We start from the raw sequence: 13237 nt of genomic DNA, 5'->3' as shown, positions 1-13237 counted from the left end.
TAAGAAATCAATAGAAGAGTTTCTAAACAAAACCATAATTTATATGTTCCCGAAACAGAAATTTATGTTCTTTTTGATTTCACATGATACTGAAATTAGACTAGTACACTGGCACTTCTAAAACAAGCAAAAGGTAGCTAATCCCCTGTATAGCAAGGAGTTTCACTACCCTTTTTACTTTTTTACACATCCTGTTTGATAGACTTATTTTAACATCACGAGCATACTCCAATGGAAATCGCTAGGCAAGAAATAAACTTTCAGATATTCGCAGAGAGATCATCGCCTCTTTTTGTCGCAAACATTCTTCTCTCCTAATCATTTTCTACCTTATCCTCTACCTGAGGATAAAGAGTCGTTCCCCAAATAGAAATCGTCCGCTTACGCACTAGTGGCAAGTCGGTTTTTTCATAAACCGTACGCCACCATTCCCAGGCAAGTCCGGTACACTCTCTAATTTTGACAGAGAGATTGCGAACATTCCCTTTCAAAGGAATACTAGTGGTAAAATGAGCCGTCAAATCCTGCCCATTTCTGTTCCAAGACTTAGGAGTCAAGACTTCCTTACCTTGATAATCATAGGATAATTCATCCCAAGCAATGTAATATTGGGCAACATAGGCACCACTATGATCCAAGAGTAAATCTCCGTTTCTGTAGGCTGTCACCTTAGTTTCAACATAGTCTGTACTGTTTTGAAAGGTCGCAACTACATTGTCCCGTAAAAAAGAAGTTGTATAAGAAATCGGCAAGCCTGGATGATCGGCTGTAAAGCGACTGCCTTCTTGAATCAAGTCCTCTACCATATCCACCTTGCCTGTTACAACTCGGGCACCCGAACTCGGATCCCCTCCTAAAATAACCGCCTTCACTTCTGTATTGTCCAAAATCTGTTTCCACTCTGTCTGAGGAGCTACCTTGACTCCTTTTATCAAAGCTTCAAAAGCAGCCTCTACTTCATCACTCTTACTCGTGGTCTCCAACTTGAGATAGACTTGGCGCCCATAAGCAACACTCGAAATATAGACCAAAGGACGATCGGCAGAAATTCCTCTCTGCCTTAAACCCTCTACCGTTACAGTATCTTGAAACACATCTCCTGGATTTTTAACAGCATCTACGCTGACTGTATAATAAATCTGCTTAAAATTAACAATCTGAATCTGCTTTTCGCCCGAATGGACGGAGTTAAAATCAATATCAAGAGAATTCCCTGTCTTTTCAAAGTCAGAACCAAACTTGACCTTGAGTTGTTCCATGCTATGAGCCGTGATTTTTTCATACTGCATTCTAGCTGGGACATTATTGACCTGACCATAATCTTGATGCCACTTGGCCAACAAATCGTTTACTGCTCCGCGAACACTTGAATTGCTGGGGTCTTCTACTTGGAGAAAGCTATCACTACTTGCCAAACCAGGCAAATCAATACTATAAGTCATCGGAGCACGATCGACCGCAAGAAGAGTGGGATTATTCTCTAACAAGGTCTCATCCACTACGAGAAGGGCTCCAGGATAGAGGCGACTATCGTTGGTAGCCGTCACGGAAATATCACTTGTGTTTGTCGACAGGCTCCGCTTCTTTCTTTCGATAACAACAAACTCATCGGGTAACTGATTCCCCTCTTTGATGAAACGATTTTCAATACTCTCTCCCTGATGGGTCAAAAGTTTCTTTTTATCGTAATCCATAGCTAGTATAAAGTCATTTACTGCTTTATTTGTCATCTTCTACCTCCTAATAAGTTCCTGGATTGAGTTGCATAAACTCAGACTTGTTCAGCGAAATCAGCCGTGGTTGGACTAAGTGATCCAAAATTTCCTCGTACAATTCTTCTGAGACATTGCGTCGCCGTCTGGCTAGATAAGAAGTCGGAATGACCGTATTATCCAACATAAATACCTTATCTAAGTCAATCAAGGTTGGTCTTGTAAAAGGATTACGAGCTAGATCCGGCTCTTCTATCATAAAGTTCTTGACCAAACGTCTGGTCAAGAGAGCTGGTTTGAAGGTCTGATTTTTAACCAACTCTTTGTTTTTAGTCATGCTGTTGTCAATACAGATATACATATGATTCTTCACAGCCAAATCGCTACTAATACTTGGAAAAGGCAAATAAAGAGCTACAACATCTCCTCTCTTAATCAAGCAAGAGCACCCCCTTTTCTCCTAATGTAACATAGACAGGATTGACCAAGTCTTCTGATTGGCTCAGAATTTCCAAAGTTTGAGTTTGGCGCGCTGTCAATTTAGTAGCATCTTGTCTCTTCAATACAAAATGCTTGTCGCCAATTACCTTGACACTATAATCCTTCTCCAAAGCTGACTGGTAAATCCACATCAGATCTTGTCTGTTCTGAGAACTCAAGAGAGAAGGATGTTCAAGCCTCCCGACAGCCTGATAAAAATCAAAAACAGGAGCTAACTCCTGCCAATCTGACTGGCTAGTTGTCAAGGCTAGAAAAAGAGCTTTGCGAGCTGATACTTCTTGATTAGCCTTGAGAGTCCCTTTTCCCTCCAAGTTTTTTAGAAAGTGGGAAACTCCAGAAAGCAAATCTTTCTCTAACTGCGAGAAATAAAAACCTTGCCTTCCCAAACATAAGTCTCTCAAGTCGCTTTCTCTAGCAAATAAGAGTTCAAACATTTGATAATAAAAGAAAAATATCTGGCACTGAGTTACGCTCATCTTTTCCTTATCGGCTTCTTTTTTCAACCAGAGCAAGGGCAAAAGGTAGCTGGATTGAGACATTTCCTCCACCTCCTATTCTTTTTTCTCTGGAGCATCTGCACTAGCTGCCACTTCTTTTGACTGGATACTTTCCCACTGGTTGATTTCCTCTGAGATAATACCTTCGCATGTCTTGACAAATAGAGCAAAAGCCTTGGTTTTTCCTGCATATTTCTCCGTTTGGCATTGATATAGGAATTTTTCTCTCTCCAGGAGTTGCGCAGTCTTTTGGTAAGAAATCCAGTGTTCCTTGGCATTATACAAATTGAGAATCCCTTCACACAGTAAACCGAGACTGGATAAGGCAACCGAAATCAAACGGTAGCGATCACCTGGCATAGGAATAGCACAAAAGACAGCTATGAGGAAACCTGCCACGATTTCTGTTATTTTTAATACCTTATAGCGTCTACGATGTTGAACGCTTTTCTTTAAAAAATGAGCTATCTGTACATCCAATCGCTCTGTCAGGTACATTTCTTCTGACGTCATGTTCGTAACCCCTTTCATTTACTTTGATAATCGTAGTATAACATATTTGAATATCAAAGTATAGTAAAAACTGGAAAGCTATATCTTATTATAAAATCCAAATATAAAATGTTTGTGAAATGAGAGAAAAATATCACAAAAAGGATGGAACAAAAAGTTTCAAAATAAAAATCACCAGAAGGATAGTATTCCAACTAGCTTTTCTGGTGATTTTTGAATTGTTTAGTTCGTTAGTGTGAGATATGAATAATTGAAGATTAAGCTTTTTCAAGACCTAATAATATGCGCTGTTCTGATTTGAAAGACATTCCATTATTATTTTACTGTTATCAAGCCTTCAGGCTCGACTGTAAATTCTGGTCTGTCTGCTATCGTACCATCTTCTTTAAGGTAATACCAGCCATCATTTGATTTGACAAAGGCATTAGAAACCATGTCCCCATTTTGACTATCAAGATAGTACCAAGTCTCCTTGTATTTGATCCAGCCTGTTTTCATAGCACCTTCTCCATCGAAATAGTACCACTTCTCAGCGATTTTCTTCCAGCCTGTCGCCATTTCGCCTGACTGGTCAAACCAGTACCAGTTGCCGTCTATGTGCTTCTTCCAGCGGTCTGCAAGCATATATCCTGAACCGTCAAAGTAATACCAGGTACCATTGACTTTCTCAAACTTATCTTTTGGATAAGAACCATCTGAGTGTACATACCAGGTGCCAGTATCGTTCTGTTGCCAGCCTGCTTCAATCGTCAAGCCGTTTTCAATATCCTGCTTAAACTGCTCACGGCTAATACCCCATTTGGCAAGATAAGGATAGGGGTCAATGTGATCTGAGTTGTTGTCAGGTTGGTTATTGGTGCAATATTCGTGTGTCTTGATACCTGCCAAGTCGTCTGTATCAAGTGTTTTCGGTATGCCAGCTTCATCCGCTAGATTGCGCAAAAGTTCGATATAGAGACGATAGTCAATCAGAAACTCTTCTTTCGATTCATGGCTTTCAATCAGTTCAACTTGTGCATAACCTTCTGCATTCCAACCGCCCCCAACGTCCCAGGCACCATTATCAACAGGTCCTACCTGCATAACACGACCATTACCGACTACGTGAGAAAAGAAGCCCAATTCAGGATCTTTTCTGTAATGGTAGTCAGCCTCATTTTGAACCGTTGAGTTGCGGTTGCCTGTGGAATGGGCATGGACTTGCCTATATGGTTGCACGCCGACTTGAGGCAAATCTGTTCTTAATTTACTCACATCAATTTCCATATTCTACTCCTTATCGATTAAGACAACTCATTTTTTACAATACAGAATCAGAAACTCCTTTATTTATACCTTGCAAAGAAGACAATCTTAGTCACGATTAGGCTTGTAGGTAGAACTTTAAAACGCACTATTTTGACACTGTAAATAGGACTGGCAAGATCTGCATTCTATCTACAATAACACCCCAGACTAAAAAGCTTTTCAAAAGTATATTTTTACAGTCTCTATATGTCCTTTTCATAAATACTATACTTTATTATATCATATAAAAGAAGTCAAAAGTCTATTAAACTATTTTCAAGACCAAACTAAAGAGGAGAACACAAGTTTTTTCGATTTTCACTAGAGGAAAGAGATTTTATGCAGTAAATCAAGCTAGGATGACACTTTTGTTGCCAAGATGGCCTTGCCTTCTTTTATCAAGGGGTGACGGAATAGTGAGAAGTACAGTTGGATGGTCATGGCAACCCAGATAAGGGGTTCGCAAAGAATAACTCCTCTATAGCCTGCCCAAGAGATAATCAAGACCACAAAAGCGATTTTCCCGATTAGTTCGATAAAACTAGATACCAGAGGAAGGACTTTTTGCCCCAAGCCCTGCAAGCAATTGCGATAAATCAACAAGAGGCTCAAAATGGGATAAAAGGCTGAACTGATTTGCAAGTACAGACTGCCATTTTCTACCAAATAGCTATCCGTCGAACTAGACAAGAAGGAAACCAAGGCTGGACTGGCAAAAAAGAGGAAGACACAAACAAAAACTGCCCAGGACATACTTAGAAGACTACCGATTCGAAGACCTTGAACAATGCGGTCTGGTCGCTTAGCTCCTAGATTCTGAGAAGAAAAGGTCGTCATAGATGCAGAAATAGCGGTCATAGGAAGAAGGGCGAAAGCCATAATGCGGCGAGCTGCCGTCTGGGCACTAATAATCACTGCACCAAAGGTATTAACAGAAGACTGTAAAATCACACTGCCGATGGACACAATCGAACTCATCAAGCCCATAGCCAAACCTTGCTCCAAGAGATCGGCGTACAAGGACTTATCCCATTTGAAATGCTTGCGCTGAGGCAAAAGTTCTGGCACACTCTTACGGATATAATAAAAGCAGAGAACCGCTGATAAGCCCTGCGAAATGATGGTGGCAAGGCCCGCAGATTGAACCCCCAGTTGCAGTTGCGTAATAAAATAGAGATCCAGAACCACATTAACCAGAGCAGAGAAAATCAGAAAACCAAGCGCAGCTAGACTGTCCCCAATGGACCGCAACAAACCTGCAAAGAGATTATAAGCAAAGCTGACACCAACACAGGTCACAATCATAGAAATATATTGATAGGATTGGGGAAGGATTTCTACAGGGGTATCTAGGTACTGTAAAAGAGGATACAAACCAAGAAAGCCCAGTAGCATCACTACAATACTCAAAAGCGCACCTAAAATCCAAGTTGCTGCTACTGCTTCCTTGATTTTAGTGAAATTCCGAGCTCCATAATAACGGGCAATGACAATTCCCATGCCATTGCCAACACCAAGAGTAAAACCTACAATCAAGTCAAAAATCGCTGTCGTCGCTCCTACTGCAGCCAAGGATTCTTGACCAAGAAAACGCCCAACAATCAAGACATCAGCAGTATTATAGAGCTGTTGAAAAATATTTGATAGCAAGATTGGGAAGGCGAAGCTTAAGAGCGAGGGAAGAATCGGACCATGTATCAGGTCCACTGTTCGTTTTTTATTCATAAGGCTATTATATCAGCTTTCTAGAGGAGCGACAAGAAACAGCAAACTATGCGTGAGCTGAAAACCAGAAAAAGACAACGAAAAAGCAGTGGATTTCTCCACTACTTTGACAGCTTATTCTTCAATTTCGATTTCAAGTTCGTCGCCTAGGTCAAGTGTAACTTCTTCATTTACAGAATCTGCTTGAACTGCTTCATCTTTTTTAGTTTCAACACCTTCTACAGAAGCTTCTTCTCCATCAACCAAACCAAATTGAACACGGACTTGATGGTCAATTTCATCAAAGACTTCTGGGTGATCTGCCAAGTATTTCTTAGCATTTTCAGAACCTTGCCCGATTTTCTCATCCTTGTAAGAGTACCAAGCTCCTGCTTTTTTGATGATATCCAAATCGCTTGCGATTTTCAAGAGTTCACCAGTCTTAGAAATCCCTTCTCCGTACATGATTTCAACGAAGGCTTCCTTAAACGGTGGAGCTACCTTGTTTTTCACGACCTTGATTTTAGTTTCTTTACCGACATTGGTATCTTTTTGGTCACCAGTTCCCTTGATTTGTGTACTTCCACGAACATCCAAACGGACTGATGCGTAGAATTTCAGAGCACGTCCACCAGGAGTTGTTTCTGGATTTCCAAACATGACCCCAACTTTTTCACGTAATTGGTTGATAAAGATGGCAATTGTTTTGGTTTTATTGATAGAAGCACCGAGCTTACGCATAGCCTGGCTCATCATACGAGCCTGCAAACCAACGTGGCTATCTCCAATATCTCCATCAATTTCCGCACGAGGTACAAGGGCCGCAACTGAGTCGACCACGACAAGGTCAACTGCACCTGAGTCAATCAATTTTCCTGCAATCTCAAGACCTTGCTCTCCTGAGTCTGGTTGTGACAAGAGCAATTCGTCAATGTTAACACCAAGGGCCGCAGCATAAGCTGGATCGAGGGCATGCTCCGCATCGATAAAGGCTGCAATCCCACCTTCTTTTTGCGCTTGTGCAACTGCGTGAAGGGCAACTGTTGTCTTACCAGATGACTCTGGTCCATAAATTTCAATGATACGTCCCTTAGGATAACCACCTGAACCAAGGGCAATGTCAAGAGCTAAAGAACCTGAGCTCATCACTTGTACCTTTTGCTCTGCGCGTTCACCCAAACGCATGATTGAACCCTTACCAAAGTCTTTCTCAATCAATTTAAGAGCGTCATTCAAGGCTTTTTCACGTTCTGCCCCAAATTTTTTTGAAATTTCATCTAATTTTTTTGGTTTTTTCGCCATTCTATTCTCCTACATTCTAATGGTTCTCAGACCTATCTACTATTATATCAAAAGTTAGTCACTTAATAAAGCCTTGCGAACTAGGTTAAAGGCATGCATAACCGCAATGTGACGTACATCTGCTCGACTTCTGCCTCCAATATTAACCTTGATAACCTCAGTTCCATGTTCTTGAGCCAACCCTATAAAGACTGTCCCAGCTGGATGTCCTTCTAGGCTATCTGGTCCTGCCACACCAGTCAAACTAAGACCAAAATCAGACTGGGTCTTGATTCGTACCTGCTCAGCCATCTTTTGAGCTGTAAATTCAGACACAACACCATATTCTTCCAAATCCTTGACAGGAATATCCAACATCTTTGATTTTTCTTCCAAGCTATAGGTTACAAAACCACCCTTAAATATACTTGAAGCACCCGAAAAATCCGCTACATTGGCTTGGAAAAGACCTGCCGTCAAACTCTCTGCAGCCGTGATGGTTTTCCCTTGCTTTTTCAGTTCTTCTACGACAATGCTGGTCAAACTAGTCTCTTCCCCATAGCCATAACAAAGTTCTCGCAAAGAAAGGCCTTCAAAGGTCTGGTGGTTCAAAATTTGATTTTCCAAAACATCCAGCGCATGATTCGCCTCTTCTTGACTACTATCTTTTGTTGACAGACGCAGAGTGACTTCTCCTGTCTTGGCATAAGGTGCTAATGTCGGATCTGTTTGATTGTCAATCAAATCAGCCAAAATGGTCACCAACTGACTCTCACCAATTCCAAAGAAACGAAGAACTCTGGAATACAACTTGCTCCCTGTCATCAACTTGGGTAGAAGTTGGTTTAAGACCATGGGTTTCAATTCACTTGGTGGACCTGGAAGGACGACGTAGGTCACTCCATTGACTTCCAAAATGCCTCCCACAGCCAGTCCTGTTTCGTTGGGCAGTGGAGTCGCTCCTTCTACAATTTGGGCTTGTCTTTCATTATTCGGTGTTCGGGCATAGTCTGGTCTCTGAGCAAAAAAGACATCCAACTTGTCCTGAGCCTGAGTATCGAAGACTAATTCTTTCCCTAAAAATTTAGCCAAGGTTTGTTTGGTTAGGTCGTCCTCAGTTGGCCCTAAACCACCTGTCAAAATCACCAAACTGCTACGTTGACTGGCAATCTCAAGCAAAGACAAGAGACGAGCTTCATTGTCTCCTACAGCCGTCTGAAAATAAACATCTACCCCAATCTCTGCTAGTTTTTCCGATAAAAACTGGGCATTGGTGTTGACAATCTGTCCTGTCAAAATCTCTGTTCCAACAGCAATGATTTCTGCTTTCATGTTTCCTCCTACCTATCTATTCGTATTTTTTTGAAAAAATCGCAGGAATTTTCCTACGATTGATTTTTTATTTTTATCAACAAATGAACTATTCTACTTCATTTGTTACAAAGACACCTTGTTCTTGATTATCTCCATCACCAACAGGCACCCGTCCAAACAAATCTTCAAATAAGACCGCATTGGTTTCGACCTGGGTAACTTCTTCTTGTCCCAAAGAACGTCGGAGTAGATTTTGCATTTCCAACATATGGGCTCTCGAAACAACCTGGTAAGAAACACCTTGAAGCATCTCTCCTTCACCCTGCAACTGCTGAGTTTCAATGGTTTTAAATGAATCTTTATAGCCTAGCAAGTTAGGGATACTTTTTGCAGACAAATCAATATTGGTCTGCATATTATCACTCAAAGCTTTTAGAATCTCTTGATAATGACCAACGCTATTTAAACTGAGAGCTTTTTCCATGACTTTTTGAATAACTTCACGTTGACGTTTTTGACGACCATAATCTCCCTCAGGATCTTGGTAACGCATTCGTGCATAGACTAGGGCTTCTTCTCCCCCAATATGTTGCTCCCCAACACCGATAGAAATGGTATTAAATTCTTCTTGGTCACTGATAGAAATTGGGAAACCTAGGGTATTATTGACTGTAATACCACCTACTGCATCCACTAGTTTTTGCAACCCTTTCATATTGACCATCACATAGCGATCAATATGGATATTCATCATTTTTTGAATGGTTTCTATAGCAAGCTCTGCTCCACCATCTGCATATGCTGAATTCAGTTTCGCTTCATGAGCCTGACCATTCCCTGATTCAATGCGGGTCAGAATATCCCGCTCTAAACTCATCATCGTTGTTTTTTTTGTTTTAGGATTCACTGTCATCAAGATCATGCTATCACTTCTACCGACCCAAGTTTCAGTTCGTTCAGCATTTCCAGTATCAACCCCCATTAACAGAATGGTCAAAGGTTCAGTCGCTTCAATAACCTTGGTTTCTTCGCCGATTTTTTTATAGGTTTTAGCTAAGGTTTCTGTCCCTTGTTGATAAATAGTATAAGCAAAAATACCTGCTCCTACTACAGTTACAGAAAGTAAAGCCAGCACCATTCCAATAATTTTTTTAACCATATTTCTACTAATCTATCAGTTTACCCATCAAGTAAACATCGATAAATTTCCCTTCTTCTATATATGCTCCACGCTCTTGGCGACCTTCAATTACAAAGCCATGCTTTTGATAAAGATGGACTGCTGCTTGATTACGAGTTTGGACAGTCAGTTGGAGACGACGCAGAATGCCACTTGCTTGTGCCCACTCTATCGCTTCTTCTAGCAACAAACTTCCCAAGCCATTATTCCAATATCTTTTTCCAATCACAATAAAGAGATCTCCAATATGACGAACTCTCTTACGCTGGTCAGCTGTGATATTTACAATACCAGCAATTTTATCATTTAAGAATGCAAGTAAGGTTATCTGATTGTCCGAACTAGCTTGCTTGTTGAGGAATACTCCCATCTCCTCACTGGTCAATAGAATACCTTCCCCGTCCAGACTGGTAAAATATGTCTCCAAACTCACACGATTTAAAAAGGCCACTAATTCAGCTGCATCTTTAGGCTCTGCTTCTCTAATGAGCAATTCATACTCCATGTTGAAGCTCCTCCAAGAGTTTTTCTGCACGCAAACCCTTTGCCTGAAAATTTAAACGGCGACCGTCTTCTTCTTTTAGAATTTCCAACTCTAAATAAGTATCTGGCAAGGCATCTCCTAAGAGATTTCCCCACTCAATAACAGTCACGCCTCCACCAAAGAGAAATTCATCCAAATCAATAGAATCCGCATCTCCTCCAATACGATAAACATCTAAATGGTAAAGCGGAAGACGCCCCTCATACTCTCTTACGATAGTATAGGTGGGACTTTTAATCATTTGAGAAATCTGCAATCCTTTCGCAAGTCCTTTAGTAAAGGTCGTTTTACCTGCGCCCAGTTCTCCAGTTAAGATTAAAACATCATTCTTTGCTAATAGATGACCCAAACGCTCCCCTAAGGATTGTAGCTCTTCTTCATTTTTTGTGTACATACTCTTATTATACCAAAAACTTTTCTTTTGTGTCTATTTTCCTACTAAACTTACCATCATAACATCCATAAAAACAAGCTTTCTCTAAAAGAAAATGAGCGTAGCAATGACCAATACAAGATCTCGGAAAATATGACCATAAAAGGAAACTTCCTTTTTAACAGAATTTGGGACAAGATAGGCTGCAAAAAACAAACCCAGTCCAATATACATCAGAAGTGATACAATGGTCATTGGATTTCTTAAGAAAAGAAGTGTTGCTAAAATAGTCACCAACACTGTCTTTTTTCTATCTAGCATAGCAAGCAAATCGCGCATGTATTTTTTCAAGGGTAAAAAAATCAGCAAATCTAGCCCAAATAGAAAGAAAAAGGACGGCAATAAAAAGTCAACTAATTCTTGCTGCAGCGTATTTTTGATGAACAAGTTATCTGACAGGACAAGAACAGCTCCTAACAAATTAATTAAGAGCAGGGTACTGTAAAGAAGCTTCACTGACTGCTTACTGGCTAGGACACTATGAACTTCTTGCTTACGGGTATAAAGATAATTTACTCCAGCACAGATTCCTGAAACGAAGACCATACTTCCGATGAAAAAAGCTGTACTTTGTTTAAAGGACAAGATGCATTCCTTCCATAGGAAACAGCTACTCAAACTGATTTGAATTAAAGCTAACAAAAATAAGATTCTCATTGATTTCATCTTTTCTCTCCCTTCCTACCAATCATTATACTAGGAGAAAAGAGAGAACTGTTTCCAATCTTCTCAAATGTCTCTTTAAGACGCTAAACAAACACTAGAGACTAATACTCAATGAAAATCAAAGAGCAAACTAGGATGCTAGCCACAGGTTGCTCAAAACACTGTTTTGAGGTTCAGATAGAGCTGACGTGGTTTGAAGAGATTTTGGAAGAATATAAACTTGAAATAAGGCTGATAGTATTCATTTCACTATCAGCCTTACAGGTTATTTAACGTTTCAGAAAAACTATAATGTCAAGATTAACTAAACAGTATCTAATTCCTTCAAATAATTTTCTATCTTCATCAACATTAAAGGATTGTTATAAATCTTACATAACTCTCTTGCTTCTATATAATAATTTTTGACTTGTTCTCTGTCTAGAAATTTGGCTCCAGCATTTCCTACAAGAATAAGTAGAGGAGCCAGTTGGTAGCTTGTCTGTCTTTGTTTACAGAGTTCAATCGTCTCAAGAGCTTCTTGGATAGCTTCGTTATATTTTTCCTTTGACACTAGGTAGTGAGCGTAGTTGTAACGAACTCTGATGTACCCAAATAAAAACTCTTGATGCTCAAAATTTTTTGTCTGATATAACTCCATCAAATGAGAGTAGTTTGCTTCATAATCTTCTTCACGACCAACAAGGGAATAGAAGTTAGACAGTGTGTTTAATACTTTTAAGTAAATCAGAGTAGTTGAGGAGACTTTTAATAATATATTTTCCAATGAAGAAATTGCCTCACACTTACTGTCATATTGATAGAAGTCAATAATAGCTTTAATCCATTCAAGGTAAGTTCGGTCTTCTAGTGTTAGAAAAGTACTTCGTTCAATCTCTATTCTATAAATATATTCCAAATCGTCATAATTTCTATCATCTAATAGGCGAGCAGATAATTGCTTGAAATTAGAGAGGTTAGATTTAATTTCAATTTGTTCATTAAAAAAATAATCTAATGGTACTTCAAGTCGTTGGGAGAGTTTGAACAAAAGGTCTGCGGAGGGAATGAAATGCCCTCTCTCAATTTTACTAATCTGGCTTTGTTCACAAATTCCTTCTGCAAGAGTTTGTTGGGAGAGTCTCAACTCTTTTCTTTTCAATCTGAATTTCTCTGCGAGTGTATTCATTAAAGATAATAATCCTTCCTATTTGCTTAATTTCATTATAAAATTTTTAGTTCAAAATAGCAAGTTAAAGAAATAAATAATTCCTCATGGTAATAATGAGAAAAAAAAGTTCAAAACATAATAAAAACAATTGACTAAATAAAATATATCTGTTAAAATAAAAACAAGGAAACAGAAAGGGGTTTCATTGCATGAGAAAAAAACGTGGAATTAAAAAAATAGTTATATTTGTATTACTAAGTGTTCTTGCATTTGGTAATACAATTCCCTATCAACAGTTTGTTCAGAAGAATAGACAATTGGAAGTTCGAGTACAATCACAAAAAAAATCGAATGGACTTGATGTTGGAAAGGCTGATTAAAGAATAATGGAATAGAATTAGTCTCTAGTATATTCGCTTTTATTATTCATTAAAAATGGTAGGGGTAAGTTTGAA

General features: G+C 39.5%; 14 protein-coding genes. 1 reads left to right on the top strand and 13 read right to left on the bottom strand.

Annotation, left to right across the window (positions count from 1 at the left end):
• Window positions 1–314: 314 nt before the first annotated feature.
• The 13 genes from ply to HMPREF9957_RS04495 form a co-directional block, all read right to left on the bottom strand.
• The gene (ply, locus tag HMPREF9957_RS04555; RefSeq protein WP_004242030.1) at window positions 315–1730 is read right to left on the bottom strand and encodes a cholesterol-dependent cytolysin pneumolysin; all 1416 of its coding nucleotides are present in this window, start codon (window positions 1728–1730) and stop codon (window positions 315–317) included.
• Between the two features lie 10 nt (window positions 1731–1740).
• Window positions 1741–2151 (bottom strand): hypothetical protein, encoded by a 411-nt coding sequence (locus HMPREF9957_RS04550; RefSeq protein WP_000595751.1) that lies wholly within the window; start codon window positions 2149–2151, stop codon window positions 1741–1743.
• The gene (locus tag HMPREF9957_RS04545; RefSeq protein WP_000083608.1) at window positions 2144–2752 is read right to left on the bottom strand and encodes a hypothetical protein; all 609 of its coding nucleotides are present in this window, start codon (window positions 2750–2752) and stop codon (window positions 2144–2146) included. The genes HMPREF9957_RS04550 and HMPREF9957_RS04545 overlap by 8 nt, the downstream gene beginning before the upstream one ends.
• A 12-nt stretch (window positions 2753–2764) precedes the next feature.
• Window positions 2765–3223 carry a DUF4231 domain-containing protein gene (locus HMPREF9957_RS04540; protein ID WP_000200019.1) on the bottom strand — a complete coding sequence of 153 codons (459 nt, stop codon included), beginning with the start codon at window positions 3221–3223 and terminating at the stop codon, window positions 2765–2767.
• A 315-nt stretch (window positions 3224–3538) separates the two neighbouring features.
• A complete protein-coding gene (locus tag HMPREF9957_RS04535) occupies window positions 3539–4489 on the bottom strand; it encodes an N-acetylmuramoyl-L-alanine amidase family protein (RefSeq protein WP_000401885.1) in 951 nt (316 codons plus the stop codon).
• Between the two features lie 375 nt (window positions 4490–4864).
• On the bottom strand, window positions 4865–6235 hold the full coding sequence (locus HMPREF9957_RS04530; RefSeq protein ID WP_001036259.1) for an MATE family efflux transporter: 1371 nt from the start codon (window positions 6233–6235) through the stop codon (window positions 4865–4867).
• A 114-nt stretch (window positions 6236–6349) separates the two neighbouring features.
• Window positions 6350–7516, bottom strand: a complete 1167-nt coding sequence (gene recA, locus HMPREF9957_RS04525; protein ID WP_001085453.1) for a recombinase RecA — start codon at window positions 7514–7516, stop codon at window positions 6350–6352.
• A gap of 54 nt (window positions 7517–7570) precedes the next feature.
• Entirely contained in the window at window positions 7571–8827 is a 1257-nt protein-coding gene (locus HMPREF9957_RS04520) for a competence/damage-inducible protein A (protein WP_000642692.1), read from the bottom strand.
• Between the two features lie 88 nt (window positions 8828–8915).
• Window positions 8916–9968 carry a glycopolymer--peptidoglycan transferase LytR gene (gene lytR / locus HMPREF9957_RS04515; protein WP_000239275.1) on the bottom strand — a complete coding sequence of 351 codons (1053 nt, stop codon included), beginning with the start codon at window positions 9966–9968 and terminating at the stop codon, window positions 8916–8918.
• Between the two features lie 7 nt (window positions 9969–9975).
• On the bottom strand, window positions 9976–10494 hold the full coding sequence (locus HMPREF9957_RS04510) for a GNAT family N-acetyltransferase (protein WP_000455543.1): 519 nt from the start codon (window positions 10492–10494) through the stop codon (window positions 9976–9978).
• Window positions 10484–10927 carry a tRNA (adenosine(37)-N6)-threonylcarbamoyltransferase complex ATPase subunit type 1 TsaE gene (tsaE, locus tag HMPREF9957_RS04505; RefSeq protein ID WP_000288247.1) on the bottom strand — a complete coding sequence of 148 codons (444 nt, stop codon included), beginning with the start codon at window positions 10925–10927 and terminating at the stop codon, window positions 10484–10486. The genes HMPREF9957_RS04510 and tsaE overlap by 11 nt, the downstream gene beginning before the upstream one ends.
• A gap of 84 nt (window positions 10928–11011) precedes the next feature.
• Window positions 11012–11632, bottom strand: coding sequence for a hypothetical protein (locus HMPREF9957_RS04500; RefSeq protein WP_000839912.1), 621 nt, complete (start codon window positions 11630–11632; stop codon window positions 11012–11014).
• A gap of 304 nt (window positions 11633–11936) precedes the next feature.
• Window positions 11937–12800 (bottom strand): helix-turn-helix domain-containing protein, encoded by an 864-nt coding sequence (locus HMPREF9957_RS04495; protein ID WP_001093622.1) that lies wholly within the window; start codon window positions 12798–12800, stop codon window positions 11937–11939.
• Window positions 12801–12991: 191 nt separating this feature from the next.
• Here HMPREF9957_RS04495 and HMPREF9957_RS04490 point away from each other — a divergent pair, with 191 nt between their 5' ends.
• A complete protein-coding gene (locus tag HMPREF9957_RS04490) occupies window positions 12992–13162 on the top strand; it encodes a PhrA family quorum-sensing system peptide (RefSeq protein ID WP_001227860.1) in 171 nt (56 codons plus the stop codon).
• Window positions 13163–13237 lie beyond the last annotated feature (75 nt).

Source organism: Streptococcus mitis SK1080 (assembly GCF_000220085.1).
Taxonomy (GTDB): Bacteria; Bacillota; Bacilli; order Lactobacillales; family Streptococcaceae; genus Streptococcus; species Streptococcus mitis_K.
This window is presented reverse-complemented; position numbering and strand designations above follow the sequence as displayed.

Excerpts from the sequence above, each read along its gene's own strand:
- ply (WP_004242030.1), bottom strand. The coding sequence starts at position 1,730 with ATGACAAATAAAGCAGTAAATGACTTTATACTAGCTATGGATTACGAT.
- HMPREF9957_RS04545 (WP_000083608.1), bottom strand. The coding sequence starts at position 2,752 with ATGTCTCAATCCAGCTACCTTTTGCCCTTGCTCTGGTTGAAAAAAGAA.
- HMPREF9957_RS04540 (WP_000200019.1), bottom strand. The coding sequence starts at position 3,223 with ATGACGTCAGAAGAAATGTACCTGACAGAGCGATTGGATGTACAGATA.
- HMPREF9957_RS04535 (WP_000401885.1), bottom strand. The coding sequence starts at position 4,489 with ATGGAAATTGATGTGAGTAAATTAAGAACAGATTTGCCTCAAGTCGGC.
- HMPREF9957_RS04530 (WP_001036259.1), bottom strand. The coding sequence starts at position 6,235 with ATGAATAAAAAACGAACAGTGGACCTGATACATGGTCCGATTCTTCCC.
- recA (WP_001085453.1), bottom strand. The coding sequence starts at position 7,516 with ATGGCGAAAAAACCAAAAAAATTAGATGAAATTTCAAAAAAATTTGGG.
- HMPREF9957_RS04520 (WP_000642692.1), bottom strand. The coding sequence starts at position 8,827 with ATGAAAGCAGAAATCATTGCTGTTGGAACAGAGATTTTGACAGGACAG.
- lytR (WP_000239275.1), bottom strand. The coding sequence starts at position 9,968 with ATGGTTAAAAAAATTATTGGAATGGTGCTGGCTTTACTTTCTGTAACT.
- HMPREF9957_RS04510 (WP_000455543.1), bottom strand. The coding sequence starts at position 10,494 with ATGGAGTATGAATTGCTCATTAGAGAAGCAGAGCCTAAAGATGCAGCT.
- tsaE (WP_000288247.1), bottom strand. The coding sequence starts at position 10,927 with ATGTACACAAAAAATGAAGAAGAGCTACAATCCTTAGGGGAGCGTTTG.
- HMPREF9957_RS04500 (WP_000839912.1), bottom strand. The coding sequence starts at position 11,632 with ATGAAATCAATGAGAATCTTATTTTTGTTAGCTTTAATTCAAATCAGT.
- HMPREF9957_RS04495 (WP_001093622.1), bottom strand. The coding sequence starts at position 12,800 with ATGAATACACTCGCAGAGAAATTCAGATTGAAAAGAAAAGAGTTGAGA.
- HMPREF9957_RS04490 (WP_001227860.1), top strand. The coding sequence starts at position 12,992 with ATGAGAAAAAAACGTGGAATTAAAAAAATAGTTATATTTGTATTACTA.